This is a genomic window from Achromobacter sp. DMS1, from assembly GCF_001270295.1.
On record NZ_LHSJ01000062.1, the window covers coordinates 1 to 17,090 of the forward strand.

Annotated in this window: 12 protein-coding genes and 3 pseudogenes; 7 read left to right on the forward strand and 8 right to left on the reverse strand. The window is 67.7% G+C overall.

Annotated elements, in window-relative coordinates; all coding sequences use genetic code 11:
* The 3 genes and pseudogenes from AD428_RS09305 to AD428_RS09315 all read left to right on the forward strand — a co-directional run.
* Positions 1-619: pseudogene (locus AD428_RS09305) on the forward strand (DNA-processing protein DprA); the annotation flags it as partial.
* Between the two features lie 133 nt (positions 620-752).
* Positions 753-1,661 carry a hydroxymethylglutaryl-CoA lyase gene (locus AD428_RS09310; protein ID WP_053244969.1) on the forward strand — a complete coding sequence of 303 codons (909 nt, stop codon included), beginning with the start codon at positions 753-755 and terminating at the stop codon, positions 1,659-1,661.
* A gap of 96 nt (positions 1,662-1,757) precedes the next feature.
* The gene (locus AD428_RS09315) at positions 1,758-2,231 is read left to right on the forward strand and encodes a hypothetical protein (RefSeq protein WP_053244970.1); all 474 of its coding nucleotides are present in this window, start codon (positions 1,758-1,760) and stop codon (positions 2,229-2,231) included.
* Positions 2,232-2,243: 12 nt separating this feature from the next.
* Here the strand turns inward: AD428_RS09315 and AD428_RS09320 are convergent, their stop codons facing one another.
* Both AD428_RS09320 and AD428_RS09325 read right to left on the reverse strand, forming a co-directional pair.
* The gene (locus AD428_RS09320) at positions 2,244-3,263 is read right to left on the reverse strand and encodes an amino acid ABC transporter substrate-binding protein (RefSeq protein ID WP_053244971.1); all 1,020 of its coding nucleotides are present in this window, start codon (positions 3,261-3,263) and stop codon (positions 2,244-2,246) included.
* A gap of 123 nt (positions 3,264-3,386) precedes the next feature.
* Positions 3,387-4,628 carry a PLP-dependent aminotransferase family protein gene (locus tag AD428_RS09325; RefSeq protein WP_053244972.1) on the reverse strand — a complete coding sequence of 414 codons (1,242 nt, stop codon included), beginning with the start codon at positions 4,626-4,628 and terminating at the stop codon, positions 3,387-3,389.
* A gap of 189 nt (positions 4,629-4,817) precedes the next feature.
* On the opposite strand from AD428_RS09325, the gene AD428_RS09330 reads away from it, so the two are divergent.
* Together AD428_RS09330 and AD428_RS09335 are read left to right on the forward strand one after the other, a co-directional pair.
* On the forward strand, positions 4,818-5,537 hold the full coding sequence (locus AD428_RS09330) for a YggS family pyridoxal phosphate-dependent enzyme (RefSeq protein WP_053244973.1): 720 nt from the start codon (positions 4,818-4,820) through the stop codon (positions 5,535-5,537).
* 124 nt (positions 5,538-5,661) lie between these two features.
* The gene (locus AD428_RS09335) at positions 5,662-6,630 is read left to right on the forward strand and encodes a Bug family tripartite tricarboxylate transporter substrate binding protein (RefSeq protein WP_053244974.1); all 969 of its coding nucleotides are present in this window, start codon (positions 5,662-5,664) and stop codon (positions 6,628-6,630) included.
* Between the two features lie 57 nt (positions 6,631-6,687).
* Here the strand turns inward: AD428_RS09335 and AD428_RS09340 are convergent, their stop codons facing one another.
* Together AD428_RS09340 and AD428_RS09345 are read right to left on the reverse strand one after the other, a co-directional pair.
* The gene (locus tag AD428_RS09340) at positions 6,688-10,653 is read right to left on the reverse strand and encodes a DUF3683 domain-containing protein (protein WP_053244975.1); all 3,966 of its coding nucleotides are present in this window, start codon (positions 10,651-10,653) and stop codon (positions 6,688-6,690) included.
* Between the two features lie 96 nt (positions 10,654-10,749).
* On the reverse strand, positions 10,750-11,286 hold the full coding sequence (locus AD428_RS09345) for a YqaA family protein (protein ID WP_053244980.1): 537 nt from the start codon (positions 11,284-11,286) through the stop codon (positions 10,750-10,752).
* A 118-nt stretch (positions 11,287-11,404) separates the two neighbouring features.
* On the opposite strand from AD428_RS09345, the pseudogene ilvA reads away from it, so the two are divergent.
* Positions 11,405-12,912 (forward strand): annotated as a pseudogene (gene ilvA / locus AD428_RS09350) (threonine ammonia-lyase, biosynthetic).
* A 167-nt stretch (positions 12,913-13,079) separates the two neighbouring features.
* On the opposite strand, the gene AD428_RS09355 reads toward ilvA, so the two are convergent.
* Positions 13,080-14,192 carry a porin gene (locus tag AD428_RS09355; RefSeq protein WP_053244976.1) on the reverse strand — a complete coding sequence of 371 codons (1,113 nt, stop codon included), beginning with the start codon at positions 14,190-14,192 and terminating at the stop codon, positions 13,080-13,082.
* 345 nt (positions 14,193-14,537) lie between these two features.
* Positions 14,538-14,870, reverse strand: a complete 333-nt coding sequence (locus AD428_RS09360) for a DUF4148 domain-containing protein (protein ID WP_053244977.1) — start codon at positions 14,868-14,870, stop codon at positions 14,538-14,540.
* 383 nt (positions 14,871-15,253) lie between these two features.
* Between AD428_RS09360 and AD428_RS09365 the strand changes: the two genes are divergently transcribed.
* On the forward strand, positions 15,254-16,144 hold the full coding sequence (locus AD428_RS09365) for a LysR family transcriptional regulator (protein ID WP_053244978.1): 891 nt from the start codon (positions 15,254-15,256) through the stop codon (positions 16,142-16,144).
* Positions 16,145-16,219: 75 nt separating this feature from the next.
* Here the strand turns inward: AD428_RS09365 and AD428_RS09370 are convergent, their stop codons facing one another.
* On the reverse strand, positions 16,220-16,804 hold the full coding sequence (locus tag AD428_RS09370) for an adenine phosphoribosyltransferase (protein ID WP_053244979.1): 585 nt from the start codon (positions 16,802-16,804) through the stop codon (positions 16,220-16,222).
* Between the two features lie 95 nt (positions 16,805-16,899).
* Positions 16,900-17,090, reverse strand: a pseudogene (locus AD428_RS29105) (thiol reductant ABC exporter subunit CydC); the annotation flags it as partial.

A 17,090-nucleotide genomic window follows, 5' to 3' on the forward strand; every position in this document is an offset into this window, starting at 1 on the left:
CGGCCGCCGCGCACGACGGGCGCGCTGGAGGCCGGCCCCGAAGGCGGCGGGCACCGTCGCCGTCATGGGCACGGGCGTCGACCGCGTGTATCCCCCCGCCCACCGCGACCTGGCGCACCGCATCGCAGCCCGGGGCGCGGTGGTGTCGGAACTGCCGCTGGGCACCGGCGTGCAGCGCCATCACTTTCCGCAGCGCAACCGCATCGTGGCCGGACTGGCGCGCGGCGTGCTCGTGGTGGAAGCCGCGCGCCAGAGCGGTTCGCTCATCACCGCCCGGCTGGCCGGCGAAAGCGGCCGCGAGGTGTTCGCCATTCCCGGCTCCATCCATTCCCCGCTCTCGCGGGGCTGCCACGCCCTGATCCGCCAGGGCGCGAAGCTGGTCGAAACCGCCGGCGACATCACCGACGAGCTGGGCGGAGCGGCGCCGCCCGCGCCCGCCGCCCCTCCTGCCCCGGAATCCCCGCTGCTGCGGGCCATGGGATACGACCCGCTGCACCTGGACGCCATCCAGGCCCGCAGCGGCCTGGACGTACCCGCCCTGCAGGCGGCGCTGATGGAACTGGAGCTGGACGGCGCCGTCGCGCGGCTGGACGACGGGCGCTACCAGAGGCTGCGCTGACGTCCGCGGCGGCGCGCCGGAATGCGGAAACGGGGCTACGGCGAATACGAAGCCCGGCCCGGCGCCCGGGGGGCTAATATTGGTTGTTGCCGCGCCTGTCCGCGGTCCGGTCCATACTTACACAGGAAGAGACATGGCTTTGCCCTCACGCGTCAAGATCGTCGAAGTGTCGCCGCGCGACGGTCTGCAGAATGAAAAGGAATTCGTCTCCACCGACATCAAGGTGGAACTGGTCGACCGCCTGTCCGCGGCCGGCTTTCCCAATGTGGAAGCCGCCTCGTTCGTTTCGCCCAAGTGGGTGCCGCAGATGGCCGACGGCGCCGACGTCATGGCCCGCATCGCGCGCCGCCCGGGCACCATCTATTCGGTGCTCACGCCCAACATGAAGGGATTCGAAGGCGCGCTGGCCGCCCGCGCGGACGAGATCGTCATCTTCGGCGCGGCAAGCGAAGCCTTCTCCCGGAAGAACATCAATTGCTCCATCGCGGAATCCATCGCCCGCTTCGAGCCCGTGGTGCAGGCCGCGCGCGAAGCCGGCATCCGCGTGCGCGGCAGCATCAGCTGCGCGCTGGGCTGTCCCTATCAGGGCGAAGTGCCCGTGCAAGCCGTGGTGGACGTGGCGCAGCGCTACCTGGCCATGCAGGTCGACGAGATCGACGTGGCCGACACCATCGGCGTGGGCACGCCGCGCCGGGTGCGCGAGGTCATGAGCGCCGTCACGCAGGTCGTCGACCCCGCCCGCGTGTCGGGCCATTTCCACGACACCTACGGCCAGGCCCTGGCCAACATCCTGGCCGCGCTCGAAACCGGCATCTCCATTTTCCACACCTCGGTGGCGGGGCTGGGCGGCTGCCCCTACGCCAAGGGCGCCACGGGCAACGTCGCCACCGAAGACGTGCTCTACATGCTGCGCGGGCTGGACATCGACACCGGCGTGGACTTCGACGCGGTGGTGGACATCGGCCAATGGATCTCCGGCCACCTGAACCGCAAGGGGGCGAGCCGCGCGGGCAATGCCATTGCCGCCAAGCGGGCCGCCTGAAGCGAAACCCCGTAGAATGGCCGCGCGCGTTTCGCGTGAGCGCCGCCGCCCGGCGGCGCGCCTGCCTCTCACACGACACCCGAGCCCCGCAGCCGCATGACCTCTCCCGCCCCCGGACCCGCACCCGAATCCCACGCCGCGCTGCTGCGCGAGATCGGCCCCCTGCCGTTGTCGGGCCAGGCGTGGCCCGACTGGGTGCGCATCCTGACCTGGGTGCTGCTGGCGGTGCTGGGCGTGCAGGTCTTCACCACCGCCATCCGCGCGCCCGCGCATGCCTACGACACGGCGCTGGCCGCCCTGGTGGCGCTGTGCTTCGTGGTGCTGCTGGTCGTGTCGTGGCACATGCAGACGTCCATCACCACCATCGACGAGCGCGGCATGCGCCAGACCTGGTTCACGCGCCGCGAGGTGGCCTGGGAAGACGTGCGCGAGGCGCGCTACGTGCCCATGGTGTTTTCCAAGCGGCTGGTCGTGTTCACGCACCGCGGCCGGCCGGTCATTCTGCAGGGCGGCACGCGCGAGCTGCGCGCCGCCTTCGTCAAGATCGCGCAGCTCTACCGCCGGCGCTAGCGCCCCGGACGCTCAGCGGATCGGCAGCGCGTACATCAGGCCGCCCTGGGTCCACTGCGCGTTGAGGCCGCGCTTGATCTTGAGCGGGCTGCCCTCGCCCACGTTGCGGTCGAAGCTCTCGCCGTAGTTGCCCACCTGCTTGACGATGTTGTAGGCCCACTTTTCATCCAGCCCCAGGTTGGCGCCCGCCCCGGGCGTCACGCCCAGGATGCGCTTGATGTTGGGATTGGCGCTCTTGAGCTGTTCGTCCACGTTCTTGGACGTGATGCCGTATTCCTCGGCCTCGATCATGGCCGACAGCGACCAGCGCACGATGTTGAGCCAGGCGTCGTCGCCCTGGCGCACGAACGGCCCGAGCGGCTCCTTGGAAATGATTTCGGGCAGCACCACATAGTCGTCCGGATTCTGGAGCTTGGAAATGCGGATCGAGGCCAGGCCCGAAGCGTCGGTGCTGAACACGTCGCAGCGGCCCGAGGCGAAGGCGTTGACCACTTCGTTGAACGTCTCGATCACGACGGGCTTGTAGGTGACGCGGTTGGCGCGCGCCCAGTCGGCCAGCGTGTTCTCGTTGGACGTGCCGGTCTGCAGGCAGATGGTGGCGCCGTTGAGTTCCTTGGCGCTCTTCACGCCCAGCGACTTGGGCACCAGGAAGCCCTGGCCGTCGTAGAAGTTGATGCCCGCGTGGATGAGGCCCAGCGCCGTGTCGCGCTGCTGCGTGACGGTGGTGTTGCGGGTGAGCACGTCCACCTCGCCGGACTGCAGCGCGGTGAAACGCTGCTGCGAGTTGAGCGGCACCACCTTGATCTTGTCCGCGTCGCCGAACACGGCGGCGGCCACGGCGCGGCACAGGTCCACGTCCAGGCCCTGCCACTTGCCCTGGGCATCCGGCGCGGAGAACCCGGCAAACCCGGTGGTGGTGCCGCAGACCACGGCCCCGCGCTTGCGCACCACGTCCAGCGTGTCCGCCCGCGCGACGCCATGCGCCGCGGCGGCCAGCAGCGCCGCCCCCAACAAACCCTTCGCTATCTTCATGACCAGGACTCCTCTGTGATGCGGACGCGCAACGCGCCAAGACCGCAAGCTTATCGGCCCCGGCCCGGCGCGCCAAATAACCGGCGCTCATTAGGACCTGCGCATAGCGCCTGCCGGCGCGGTTCAGGCCGCCAGCGACACCGAGACGGGCTCGTTGGCCTCGCACGCGGTGAGCGCGCGGCCCAGCCGCACCATGCCTTCGGCGATCTGCGCCTCGTTCATGGTGGCGAAAGACATGCGCATGGCGTGCAGGTCGGCCTCGGCCGGGTTGGCGTAGAACGCCTTGCCGGGCACGTAAACCACCTCGTGCTCGATGGCGTAGGGCAACAGGCGGGTAGCATCGACATCGCCGGTAAGGCGCGCCCAGAAAAACATGCCGCCCTGCGGCTTGCTGAAGCGGATGCGGCCGTCCAGCTCGCGCGCCAGGGCCCCGGCCATGGCGTCGCAGCGCAGGCCGTAGGCGGCGCGAATGCGCGGCACGTGCTCGTCGTAGCGGCCGTTGGCCAGGTACTGGGCCACCACTTCCTGGATCCAGGCCGAGCAGGCCATGTCGTCGGCGGCCTTGGCGCCGACGCAGCGGCGGCGGATTTCGGCCGGCGCGACCAGCCAGCCGATGCGCAGCGCGGGTGCCATGGTCTTGGACATGCTGGACAGGTACACGGCCCAGTGGCGCGCCTCGCCTTCGGCCAGGGCGGCGATGGGCGGCACGGCCTCGCCGTCGAAACGCAGCTCGCTGTAGGGGTCGTCTTCGACGACCAGGAAACGGTGCCTGACGGCCAGTTCGAGCAGCCGCAGCCGGCGCTCGCGCGCCAGGGTGGCGCCGCAGGGATTGGAGAACGAGGCCACCACGCAGACCATCTTGGGCTTGACGCGCGCGGCCAGTTCGTCGAGCGCATCGAGATCGATGCCTTGCGGCCCGGACGGCACGGTGTGCACCGCGGCGCCCGTGTAGCGCAGCGCCTGCACCGAATTCGGGAAGGCCGGCGTCTCGATGACGGCGTGGTCGCCCGGCTGCAGCATGACGCGCGACAGCAGCGCCAGGGCCTGCTGCGAGCCGCCCGTGACGGCCAGCTCGGTATCGGGATTGCAGCGCAGGCCGCGCGCGGCGCTCAGCCGGGCGAGCTGCTCGCGCAGGCTGGCCTGGCCGTCGATGTTGGAATACTGCAGACAGCCGCCCAGCCGCGCCATGACCTGGGTGGACGCCACCGACAGCCCTTCGACGTCGAACAGCTCCTGGGCCGGATAGCCGCCCGCCAGCGAGATGGTGCCCGGGCGCATGGCGTAAGGCATGAGCGAGCGGATCGGCGAAGCCGGCGGATTCAGGAAAGGCGTGGCGAAAGCGTAGTCGGGCGCGATGGGGGACATGGAGACTGGGACGGGCGGTGGAAGCGGGAATCCGCGGGCGGGTGGGCTTAGATGATTGAAATATAAGCAAATCCCTGGAGATTCTAAGCCGGCCGAAATGAGGGGGTCAACGCGCGCGCGCCGCCTCTGTGGCGAAACCGCGCGTGTCGGTCCTACACTATGGCCAGTCCCGCAACCATAGAGAGACGCATGACCTCCGCCGACACCATGGCAGGGCGTATCGCCCGCATCCAGCAACGCATCGATCTGGCGTGCCAGCGCGCCGGCCGCGCGCCCGGCAGCGTGGCCCTGCTGCCGGTGAGCAAGACCTTCGGCGTGGATGCCATCCGCGAGGCCATGGCGCTGGGGCTGCGGCGCTTCGGCGAAAACAAGACGCAGGAAATCCGCCAGAAATCCGCCGAACTCGCCGGACTCGGCGTGCAATGGGTGCTGATCGGCCACCTGCAGACCAACAAGGCCAAGGACGCGGCGCGCGACGCGCACGAAGTCCAGTCGCTGGACCGCATCGAACTGGCCGAGGCATTGCATCGCCGGCTGGCCGCCGAAGGGCGCGTGCTGGACGTGCTGGTGCAGGTCAAGACCTCGTCCGAACCCACCAAGTCGGGCCTGGACCCCGCCCAGGCGCCCGAGTTTCTGCGCCGCGTGGCGGGCGACTATCCCACGCTGAAAGTGCGCGGGCTGATGACGCTGGCCGAGAACTCGCCCGACCCGCTGGCGGTGCGCGCCTGCTTCCGCCGGCTGCGCGAACTGCGCGACGCGCTGCGGGCCGCCGACATCGCGGGCGTGGAGCTGGATCGCCTGTCCATGGGCATGAGCGGCGATTTCGAGCTGGCCATCGAGGAAGGCTCCACTGAAGTACGCATCGGCACGGCCATTTTCGGGGCGCGCGCCTATCCGCAGGGCGCCTGAGGCGCCCCGGCAAGGCAGGGAAATCGCCCGTCTCCAAAGATCCGCGGGCGCGGCATAATAGCGGCGCAAATCATAAGGCGCCCCAGGCGCCGCATCCCATCACCCGCACGAGGAGACACCCCCCATGCACAAGTCCGCAAAGCGCCTGCTGGCGCTGGCCGCGCTATCGCTGGCCGCCACCGCCGCATCCGCCCAGTCCTGGCCCACCCAACCCGTCCGCTGGATCGTGCCCTACCCCGCCGGCGGCGGCACGGACGTGGTGGCGCGCACCGTGGCCAGCGGCCTGGAAAAAACGCTGGGCCAGACCATCGTGGTGGAAAACCGCCCGGGCGCGTCCACCATCATCGGCGCCACCGCCGTGGCCCAGGCCGAGCCCAACGGCTACGTCGTGGGCACGGCCGATTCCGGCACGCTGGCCTTCAACCCGTCGCTGTACGCCAAGCTTTCATACGATCCGGCCAAGTTCACGTACATCGGCGGCATCGCGAAGTTCCCGCTGCTGCTGGCCGTGAACGTGAATTCGCCCTACAAGACGGTCCAGGACGTGCTGGAAGCCGCCAAGAAAGAGCCGGGCAAGCTCACGTCCGCCTCGGCCGGTTCGGGCTCGCCGCACCATCTCGCGCTGGAGCTCTTCAAGCAGCGCACGGGCGTCAACGTGCTGCACGTCCCGTACAAGGGCGCCGCGCCCGCCATCCAGGATCTGCTGGGCGGCCAGGTGGACATGATGTTCATCGACCTGGGTTCGGGCCTGCCCAACGTCAAGGCGGGCAAGCTGCGCGTGCTGGCCGCCGCCACGCCCGAGCGGCTGTCCATCCTGCCCGACGTTCCCACCATGGCCGAACAGGGCGTGTCCGACTTCACGGCCTACGCCTGGCAGGGGCTGGTCGGCCCGGCCGGCCTGCCGGCGGACGTGGTGAAGAAGCTGTCGACGCAGCTCGACGCCACGCTCAAGACGCCGGAAGTGGCGCAGAAGATGCTGGACATGGGCGTGATTCCCATGCCGATGTCGGCGCAGGACTTCAAGACCTATGCCGAAAAAGAGCGCGCGGGCTGGGCGGGCGTCATCAAGAAGGCGGACATCCACCTCGAATAGGCGGGCGATGCCTGCGGGCACGAAAGAAAAAGGGGGGAGCGCGGCTCCCCCCTTTTTTCAGACCAGCACGCGCTCGATGCCGCCGGCGTTGGCGCGGCGCACGTAGTCTTCCATCCAGCTTTCGCCCAGGATGTGGCGCGCCATCTCGACCACGATGTAGTCGGCGTCCATGTGGGTGTCGCCCTCGTAGCGCGACAGGCCCTGCAGGCACGAGGGGCAGGAGGTCAGCACCTTCACCTCGCCGGCGTAGCCGTCCTGGCGCAGCGCGGCCTGGCCCTTCTCCAGTTCTTCCTGCTTGCGAAAGCGCACCTGCGTGGACACGTCGGGCCGCGTAACGGCCAGCGTGCCGGATTCGCCGCAGCAGCGGTCGCTCTTGATGGCGCCCTCGCCCACCAGCGAACGCACCGTCTTCATCGGATCCTGCAGCTTCATGGGCGTATGGCAGGGGTCGTGGTACATGTAGCGCACGCCCTTGGCCCCTTCGAGCTTGATGCCTTTTTCGAGCAGGTACTCGTGAATGTCGATCAGGCGGCAGCCCGGGAAGATCTTGTCGAATTCGTACCCCGAAAGCTGGTCGTAGCAGGTGCCGCAGCTCACCACGACGGTCTTGATGTCGAGGTAGTTGAGCGTGTTGGCCACGCGGTGGAACAGCACGCGGTTGTCGGTGATGATCTGCTCGGCCTTGTCGTTCATGCCGTTGCCGCGCTGGGGATAGCCGCAGCACAGGTAGCCCGGCGGCAGCACGGTCTGCACGCCCGCATGCCACAGCATGGCCTGGGTGGCCAGGCCCACCTGCGAGAACAGGCGTTCGGAACCGCAGCCCGGGAAATAGAACACCGCTTCCGTGTCCGACGAGGTGGACTTGGGGTCGCGGATGATGGGCACGTAGTTGGCGTCTTCGATGTCCAGCAGCTTGCGCGCGGTCTGCTTGGGCAGCCCGCCCGGCATCTTCTTGTTGACGAAGTGGATCACCTGCTCGCGCAGCGCCGGCTTGCCCACGGTGGCGGGCGGATGCTCGGTCTGCTTGCGCGCCAGGCCGGCCAGCAGGTCATGGGCGGCGCGCTGCACCTTGTAGCCCACGCCCACCATCGCCTTGCGGGTGGCGTTGATGGTGGCCGGATCCTTGGCGTTCAGGAAGAACATGGCGCTGGCCGTGCCGGGGTTGAACGACTTGCGGCCCATGCGGCGCAGCAGCGCGCGCATGTTCATCGACACGTCGCCGAAGTCGATGTCCACCGGACAGGGCGTATAGCACTTGTGGCAGACCGTGCAGTGATCGGCCACGTCCTCGAATTCTTCCCAGTGCTTGAGGCTCACGCCGCGCCGGGTCTGCTCTTCGTAGAGGAAGGCTTCCACCAGCAGCGAGGTGGCCAGGATCTTGTTGCGCGGCGAATACAGCAGGTTGGCGCGCGGCACGTGGGTCGAGCACACGGGCTTGCACTTGCCGCAGCGCAGGCAGTCCTTGACCGAAGCCGAGATAGCGCCGATGTCGCTCTGCTGCATGATGAGCGATTCGTGGCCCATCAGGCTGAAGCTGGGCGTCCAGGCGTGGCGCAGATCGGCGCCGGGCATGAGCTTGCCGGCGTTGAAGTGGCCGTTGGGGTCTACGCGCCGCTTGTATTCCTGGAAGGGAGCCAGTTCGGCTTCGGTCAGGAACTCGTATTTCGTCAGTCCGATGCCGTGCTCGCCGGAAATCACGCCGTCCAGGTCGCGCGCGATCTGCATGATGCGGTCCACGGCCTGGTGCGCCTCGCGCAGCATGCCGTAGTCGTCCGAGTTGACCGGGATGTTCGTGTGCACGTTGCCGTCGCCCGCGTGCATGTGCAGGGCCACGAACACCCGGCTCTTGAGCACGCGGCCGTGGATGGCCACCAGTTCGTCCAGAATGGGCTTGCGGGCCGCGCCCGAGAAGATGCCCTGCAGCCCGGCCAGCACTTCGGTCTTCCAGGACACCCGCACGGTGCGGTCCTGCACCACGTCGAAGAGCCGCGCCTGCGGCTGGGCCGCCACCCGGTCGGCCAGCGCGGCCTGCAGGTGCGACAGCCCCAGGCCGTGCAGATCCGGCAGGGCCTGCGCCAGCGGCATGTCCAGGTTGTCCAGCAGCCACTGCCAGCGCCGGCGGGTATGTTCCAGCAATTCCACCGCCTGGCGCGAGCTTTCGGCCAGCACCTCGGCGCGCGTGGCCTCGGCGTCCTCGGCGTCTTCGGCCTTGCCCAGCGGCAGCGAGCCGCTCTGCAGGAACGACTGCAGCTCGTCGAGCAGACGCAGCTTGTTGCGCGTGGACAGCTCGATGTTGATGCGCTCGATGTGATCCGTGTACTCGCCCATGCGGCTCAGCGGGATCACCACGTCTTCGTTGATCTTGAAAGCGTTGGTGTGGCGGGCGATGGCGGCGGTGCGCGAGCGGTCGAGCCAGAATTTCTTGCGCGCCTCGGCGCTCACGGCCACGAAGCCCTCGCCATGGCGGGTGTTGGCCAGGCGCACGACTTCGCTCGCGGCCGCGGCCACGGCGTTCTCGTCATCGCCCACGATGTCGCCGATCAGCACCATCTTGGGCAGCACGCCGCGCTTGCTCTTGGTGGCATAGCCCACCGCGCGCAGGTAGCGCTCGTCCAGGTGCTCCAGGCCGGCCAGGATGGCGCCGCGCGCGCGGCCCTCGCCATCGAGGTAGCTCTTCACCTCGACGATGGACGGAATGGCGTCGCGGGCCTGGCCGAAGAACTCCATGCACACCGTGCGCGTGTGGCGCGGCATGCGGTGCAGCACCCAGCGCGCCGCGGTGATGAGCCCGTCGCAGCCTTCCTTCTGCACGCCCGGCAGGCCGGCCAGGAACTTGTCGGTAACGTCCTTGCCCAGCCCTTCCTTGCGGAAGCGCCGGCCCTCGATCTCGAGCAGCTCGGTCTTGAGCAGGCGCTCGCCCGGACGCGCCGCGCCATCGAACCACTTGAGCTCGAAGCGGGCCACGTCCACGTCGTGGATCTTGCCCATGTTGTGCGCCAGGCGCGTGACTTCCAGCCAGTTGCCGTCCGGATCCACCATGCGCCACCAGGCGAGGTTGTCCAGCGCCGTGCCCCAGAGCACGGCCTTCTTGCCGCCGGCGTTCATGGCGATGTTGCCGCCGACACAGGAGGCTTCCGCCGACGTGGGATCGACCGCGAACACGAAACCGGCCTGCTCCGCCGCTTCGGCCACGCGCTTGGTGACCACCCCCGCGCCCGTGTGGATGACCGCCACCGGCTCGGACAAGCCGGGCAGGATACAGGACTCCACCTTGCCCAGGCGGTCGAATTTCTCGGTGTTGATGACGGCCGACTTCCACGTGAGCGGAATGGCGCCGCCGGTATAGCCCGTGCCGCCGCCGCGCGGGACGATGGTCAGGCCCAGCCCGATGCAGGCCCGCACCAGCGCGGCCACTTCGTCCTCGGAATCGGGCGTGAGGACCACAAAGGGATACTCCACGCGCCAGTCGGTGGCGTCGGTGACGTGCGACACGCGCGACAGGCCATCGAACTTGATGTTGTCGCGCGCGGTGATCTTGCCCAGCGTCTTCAGCGCCTGCCGGCGCAGCATGGCGGTCTGGTCGAACTCGCCCTCGAAAGCGGCGATGGCCGAGCGCGCGCGCGCCAGCAGGCTTACCACTTTCTCGTCGCGGTGCGGGTCGTGCCCGGCCTCGGCTGGCGCGCCGGGCTCGCGTCGCTTGTCGATCTCGCCCAGCCGGTGGTGCAGCGCGTCGATGAGCTGCTTGCGGCGCTTGGGATTGTCCAGCAGATCGTCCTGCAGATAGGGGTTGCGGCGCACCACCCAGATATCGCCCAGCACCTCGTAGAGCATGCGGGCGGAGCGGCCGGTGCGGCGCTCGCCGCGCAGGTCGGTCAGCAGTTGCCAGGCGTCGTCGCCCAACAGCCGCCCGACGATTTCGCGATCGGAGAACGAGGTGTAGTTGTAGGGGATTTCGCGCAGGCGCGCGGGCGCGGCGGGGGGCAGCGCCCCATTCAGGATATGGCTGGCGAGGGGGGCGTTCATGGAAGCAGCAAGAGTGGGCCCTTAAAAAACCATTTTATGTCATTCGTCTGGATGACCCCGGAATAACCTCGGGGCCATGCCGGCGAGCGGGCGGAATTATATTTGCCCGGGGAAAAACCAGAGCAGCCCGGCCGTCATCACGGCATAGCGCAGGAACTTGCCGATGGCCATGTACAGCACGCAGGGCCAGAACGACAGCCGCAGCCAGCCGGCCACCGCGCACAGCGGGTCGCCCACGGCCGGCAGCCAGGAAAGCAGCAGCGCGGGAGGCCCCATGTGATGCAGCCAATCGTGCGCGCGCCGGTTCCAGCTTCCCCGCATGCGGCCGGCCTCGTCGGCGCGCGGATGCGGGTGGGGATGCTTTTCCTTCCAGCGCTGGTAGGCGCGCTCCGCCCCCAGGCCCATGGCGTAGCTGATGGCTCCGCCGGCCGTGTTGCCCAGCGTGGCCACCAGCACGGCCGGCCAGAACATGTCGGGCGCCAGCTTCACGTAGCCGAAGACGGCGGGTTCGGAACCCAGCGGCAACAAGGTCGCCGACACGAGCGAAACAGCGAAAATCGCGGACAGCCCGACCGACGGCAGCGCAAGCAGGTCCAGCAGCCAGTGGACGGCGGAGAGCAGGGATTCTTCCATGATGGCGCGAGTGTAGCCGCAGCGGCGCGCGCCCCGCGGCCGCGGGGCGCGGAAGCCGCGTATCGCTGTGGTAATCTGGCCCACGGCTTTTTACCCCTTGATCTTTGTCCCGCAGTCCATGTCCACCGATTATCTGAAACGCATCCTGACTTCCAAGGTTTACGACGTCGCGGTCGAGTCGCCGCTAGAAGCAGCCCCCCTGCTCTCGCAGCGAATTTCGAACACGATTCTGCTCAAGCGTGAAGATACCCAGGCGGTGTTCAGCTTCAAGCTGCGGGGGGCCTACAACAAGATGGCCAACCTGCCGCCGGCCGCGCGCAACCGCGGCGTGATCGCGGCCTCGGCTGGCAACCATGCCCAGGGCGTGGCCCTGGCGGCCAGGCGGCTGGGCTGCCGCGCCGTCATCGTCATGCCGACCACCAGCCCGCAGGTGAAGATCGACGCCGTGCGCCGGCTGGGCGGCGAGGTCGTGCTGGCCGGCGAAAGCTTTTCCGACGCCTACGAACACGCGCAGAAGCTCGAAAAGAAAGAAAAGCTCACCTTCGTGCACCCCTTCGACGATCCGGACGTCATTGCCGGGCAGGGCACGGTGGGCATGGAGATCCTGCGCCAGCATCCCGGCCCCATCGACGCCATCTTCGTGGCCATCGGCGGCGGCGGCCTGATCGCCGGCGTGGCCGCCTACGTGAAGCAGCTGCGCCCCGAGATCAAGATCATCGGCGTGCAGACCGAAGACTCCGACGCCATGCTGCGCAGCGTGCGCGCCGGCCGCCGCGTGCAACTCAACGACGTGGGCCTGTTTTCCGACGGCACGGCGGTCAAGATGGTCGCGCGGAAACCTTCAGGCTCACGCGCCAATACGTGGACGATTTCGTGGTGGTCAACACCGACGCCATCTGCGCGGCCATCAAAGACGTGTTCCAGGATACGCGCAGCGTGCTGGAGCCCGCCGGCGCCATGGCCGTGGCGGCAGCCAAGCAGTATGCCGCCGAGCACAAGCTCAAGGACAAGACGCTGGTGGCCATCGCCTGCGGCGCCAACATGAACTTCGACCGCCTGCGCTTCGTGTCCGAGCGCGCCGAGGTGGGCGAAATGCGCGAGGCCGTGTTCGCCGTGACCATGCCCGAGCAGCGCGGCAGCTTCCGCCGCTTCTGCGAACTGGTGGGCGAGCGCAGCGTCACGGAGTTCAACTACCGCATTTCCGACGCGGAGCGCGCGCACGTGTTCGTGGGCCTGCAGGTTTCCTCGCCCGCCGAGCCCGACAAGATCGCGGCCAACTTCCGCCGCCACGGCTTCGACACGCTGGATCTCACCCACGATGAAATGGCCAAGACGCACCTGCGCCACATGGTCGGCGGCCGCTCGGCGCTGGCGCGCAACGAGCTGCTTTACCGCTTCGAGTTTCCCGAGCGTCCGGGCGCGCTCATGCGCTTCCTGAACGCCATGAACCCCGAATGGAACATCAGCCTGTTCCACTACCGCAACCAGGGCGCGGACTACGGCCGCATCCTGATCGGCATCCAGGTTCCCCCGGCCGACAAGAAGCAGTTCCGCAACTTCGTGGCCGAACTCGGCTATCCGCACTGGAACGAGACGGACAACCCCGCCTACAAACTCTTCCTGTAGGCCGAAGACCGGCGTCCGGAATGCGAGAGGGCCTCCTGACGGAGGCCCTTCCCTTCTCTGCGCAAAGCGCGCCCGGTCACAACCTGTAGGGGGGTTCGCTGTCACTCGGCGGCCCACGGAGAACAGGCCGCCCTATTCAGCAAGCTGGAACCGGACGCCCCCCGGGCTTAGAAACGGTGACGCACGCCCACCGCGAAAGCGGTGTCCTTGGCGTCGCGCTGGAACGCGAAGTTGTCGGCGTACGACGCATAGGCGTACAGGTTGGTACGCTTGGAGAAGTCGTAGGTGTAGCCCAGGCTGTACACGTTGAACGTGGCGTCGTCGCCGGTCAGACGGTCGTTCTTCGCGTCGGCGCGCTGCCAGGAACCGAACACGGCGTGGCGGCCCAGCGGCACGGTGGCGCCCAGCATGTACGAATTGGCGCGGAAGCCGTCGGCCAGGGAGAAGGTGCCCAGCTTGCTCATGCCGTCGGGCGTGGTGCCCATGTTCTGGCCGATGAACCAGCCGTCGAAGGTCTGGCCGAAGGCCGCGGCGATCTTCACGACTTCGAAGTCATACGTGCCGCCGACCATGTATTCCTGGATGCGGGCGCTGGACTTGCCGCCGGTCTGGCCATTGGACGGGTTGAAGCGGTCGTACGCGGCGGCCAGGTACAGCGGACCGTTCACGTACTGCGCGCCGGCGGTCAGGATGCGGTTGTTGTTGCCGGTCTGGAACTCTTTCTGCGAAGCGTCCGAAACGGTGTCATCCGCGCTGAACGAGTAGCCCACGCCGAACTTGAAGCCGCCCATGCTGGGGGTCTGGTACAGGACCATGTTGTCCAGGCGCATCGTGTTGGCGCTGCCGAACGTGGTGCCCATGTTGGCGGCGTTGTAGCTGATCGAGAACGGGTCGATGGCGCCGAAGTACTTGGAGGCCAGGTTGGTCTGGCGGCCGAATTCCAGGCGGCCCCAGCTGTCGCTGTCCAGGCCGACGGTGGCCTGGCGGCCCCAGAGGCGGCCGCCTTGCAGCGATTGGCCGTTCATCGGGCCGAAACCGCCTTCCAGATTGAACACGGCGCGCAGGCCGTCGCCCAGGTCTTCCGAACCGCGCAGGCCGAAGCGCGAGCCGCTGCTCACGCCCTGCACGCCGCCGAAGCGGCTTTGCGAGTTGCCGTCGAACTTCACTTTCTCGTAGCCGATACCGGCGTCGATCAAGCCGTACAGCGTGACAGAGTCGGCGGCTTGCGCAGCGCCGGCGAAACCGGCCAGCAGCGCGACGGCCAATAGCGTCTTTTTCATAGGTATCCCCAAAATGGCGAAATGAAAAGGCACCGCGGCGTCCGGGACGGACATTCCGCGTGCCGCTGCATGGGGCAGCGGCGATGCACTGACGCTAGTTTCCCGCCTGCAACAATTCGAAGTAACCCCGATTCCGAATAACAACTTTCCATGGGCGGAATAATCGCACCTGGATTTTCGCGTCCAAGCTCTTCCAACTCAGGCTAACGCGTTGATATCCAACGGGATTGCGCCGGCTTCGGCAGGCGCCTCCGGCAGGCTGCGGCCACCGGGAACCGGGCCGCCGCGGGCTGCGGCTGTTGCGTTTGGGGCACAACAGGCGGCTGCGCAGGCCCGGTCCGCGGATCAGCGATCCTTGGGCGGGTAGTCGAGTTCGCCGAAGGTGTATTCGCCGCGAGCCTTGGCCTGGGCCAGTTCGGCACGGACCTGTTCGCGCGTCTTGCCGGCCGACTGGCGGGCGGGCGCGGCGGAGGTGGAGGCCACGGGCGTTTGCGCGGCCGCGCCCTGGGCGGCGGCAGCGGCGGGCGGATAGTCTTCTTCGCCGAACGTGACCTGGCCGGCGGCCTTGGCGTCCCGCAGCTCCTGCTGGACCTGCTCGCGCGTCTTGCCTTCGGCGTGGGCGGCGGACATGCCCGCCAGGGCTGCGGTAACCATGATTGCGGAAGCCAGGGCTTTCATATGAGGAAACTCCATCCTATCGGTGAACGGCGTCCGCGGCCAGGAGGGTCGACGGGACGATGACAAATTCATTTCTGGGGTCGGAGTATTCCCCGATGACGTATAAGTAAAAACCCTTATTTTGGCGAACATATTTTCAGAGACGGGATAATCGACCGGCTTGCCCGGGAAATTCCGCTCAAAATCTGGGCGGCCGCCACGCAAGCAAGGCGGCACAAGGGCTGCGCGCATTCAGGAATGCGCAAGCTAGGTAACGGAAGATGAAAGCGCCCCGCGGCACGGGATTATTCAGCGCGGATAAAGAGACATTCCCATTGGCGGAACAATAATTCCATTTATCATATGAATCTGCCAATCATGGAATTACAAGCTTCGAGGGCACCATGGACATCCAGCTGAACGACATTGCGCTTTTCGTCGAAGTCGCCAAGCGCAAAAACTTCAGCCACGCCGCCGAAGCGCTCAACATCCCCACCTCCACCCTCTCGCGCCGGGTCAGCGAGCTCGAGCGCAGCATCGGCATGCGCCTGCTCAACCGCAGCACGCGCAAGATCGATCTCACCGAGGCGGGCGCCATCTACTTCGAGCGTTGCCGGCACATCGTGGAAGAAGCGCGCATTGCGCACGACCAATTGCTCGACATGGCAGTGCAGCCCAAGGGACGGTTGCGCATTTCGCTGCCCACCAGCCTGGCGCAGCTCTTCCTGCCGGCCGTCATCCGGGAATTCCGCGAGCAGCACCCCGACATCGAGTGCGATTTCGACCTCGGCATGCGGCCCATCGACCCGATCAGCAATCCGTTCGACCTGATCCTGCGTTTCGGGCAGCAGCCGGATTCCAGCCTGATCTCGCGCAAGATCGTGCTGATGGAGCACCAGCTCTACGCTTCGCCCGAATACCTGGCTCGCCATGGCGAGCCGCGCGTGCCGGCCGACCTCAGCCACCACGAATGCCTGCGCCCCACCATGCGGGAGGAGTCCTCTTTCTGGATGCTGCATTCGGGCGACAAGGTCGAGCGCGTGCAGGTCAGCGGACGCCTCTCGGCCAACAATGTCGGCATGCTGGGCCGCCTGGCGAGCCAGGGCCTGGGCATCACGCCGCTGCTGGTGTTCGACGCCATGAAACGCGCCATCGAGCAGGCCGGGCTGGTGCGGGTGCTGCCCGAATGGAGCCTGACGCCGCTGCCGCTGTTCGCGCTGCTGCCTTCGCGCATGCTGCCCGCCAAGACCAAGGCATTCCTGGACTTCATCCAGCCCCGCCTGTCCGACGCCTGAGCAGCGCCCGCAACGTCAGTCGGGGACGCCTCAGTCGGGGACGCCTCAGTCGGGGACGCCTCAGTCGGGGACGCCTCAGTCGGGGACGCCGTGGCCGGGAGCGTCCTGGCCGACCGCGCCGCTGTCGTACTGGCAGACCGTGAAGAGCGGTGTGCCGGTGGCCGCCACGCGCGCCGAACCGCCCAGATCGGGCAAGTCGATGATGGCGGCCGCCTCGACGACATTGGCGCCCAGGCGCTGCAGCAGCTTGATCGCGGCCAGCATGGTGCCGCCCGTGGCGATCAGGTCGTCCACCAGCAGCACGCGCTGGCCCGTGCGCACCGAGTCGGTGTGCATCTCCACGGCCGAATTGCCGTATTCGAGGGAGTATTCCTCGGCCACCGTGCGAAAGGGCAGCTTGCCCTTCTTGCGCACCGGCACGAAACCCAGGTTGAGTTCATAGGCCAGCACGCTGCCCACGATGAAGCCGCGCGCGTCCACGCCCGCCACCAGGTCGAGGCGCTGGCGCATGTAGCGGTAGACGAACAGATCGATCAGCACCCGGAACGCGCGCGGGTCCTGCAGCACAGGCGTGATGTCGCGGAAAATGACGCCGGGCTGGGGCCAGTCGGGAACGCTGCGGATGGTGCGCCGGATAAACTCGGCGTAGTCTGTCTGCATGGTGGACGATCCCGGATCAATGAAGCAAGCCGCACTATAACCGCGCCGTGCCGCTTAAGCCACCATGGCCGAAGGCAGCTCGCGCAGCACGCGTCCCGCAATTCGCAAATGCGGTCCACCGCACCCTCGGGCAGGCTGGCGTGCGTGGCCAGCACCACGGCGCGGCCGCCGGTCGCCTGCCGCAGATCCGCCAGGAAAGCCGCCTCCGCGGCGGCGTCCAGCCCCGCCGTGGGCTCGTCCAGCACGATCACCGCCGCCGGCGAGAGCAGCGCGCGCGCCAGGCACA

Excerpts from the sequence above, each read along its gene's own strand:
- AD428_RS09310 (WP_053244969.1), top strand. The coding sequence starts at position 753 with ATGGCTTTGCCCTCACGCGTCAAGATCGTCGAAGTGTCGCCGCGCGAC.
- AD428_RS09315 (WP_053244970.1), top strand. The coding sequence starts at position 1,758 with ATGACCTCTCCCGCCCCCGGACCCGCACCCGAATCCCACGCCGCGCTG.
- AD428_RS09320 (WP_053244971.1), bottom strand. The coding sequence starts at position 3,263 with ATGAAGATAGCGAAGGGTTTGTTGGGGGCGGCGCTGCTGGCCGCCGCG.
- AD428_RS09325 (WP_053244972.1), bottom strand. The coding sequence starts at position 4,628 with ATGTCCCCCATCGCGCCCGACTACGCTTTCGCCACGCCTTTCCTGAAT.
- AD428_RS09330 (WP_053244973.1), top strand. The coding sequence starts at position 4,818 with ATGACCTCCGCCGACACCATGGCAGGGCGTATCGCCCGCATCCAGCAA.
- AD428_RS09335 (WP_053244974.1), top strand. The coding sequence starts at position 5,662 with ATGCACAAGTCCGCAAAGCGCCTGCTGGCGCTGGCCGCGCTATCGCTG.
- AD428_RS09340 (WP_053244975.1), bottom strand. The coding sequence starts at position 10,653 with ATGAACGCCCCCCTCGCCAGCCATATCCTGAATGGGGCGCTGCCCCCC.
- AD428_RS09345 (WP_053244980.1), bottom strand. The coding sequence starts at position 11,286 with ATGGAAGAATCCCTGCTCTCCGCCGTCCACTGGCTGCTGGACCTGCTT.
- AD428_RS09355 (WP_053244976.1), bottom strand. The coding sequence starts at position 14,192 with ATGAAAAAGACGCTATTGGCCGTCGCGCTGCTGGCCGGTTTCGCCGGC.
- AD428_RS09360 (WP_053244977.1), bottom strand. The coding sequence starts at position 14,870 with ATGAAAGCCCTGGCTTCCGCAATCATGGTTACCGCAGCCCTGGCGGGC.
- AD428_RS09365 (WP_053244978.1), top strand. The coding sequence starts at position 15,254 with ATGGACATCCAGCTGAACGACATTGCGCTTTTCGTCGAAGTCGCCAAG.
- AD428_RS09370 (WP_053244979.1), bottom strand. The coding sequence starts at position 16,804 with ATGCAGACAGACTACGCCGAGTTTATCCGGCGCACCATCCGCAGCGTT.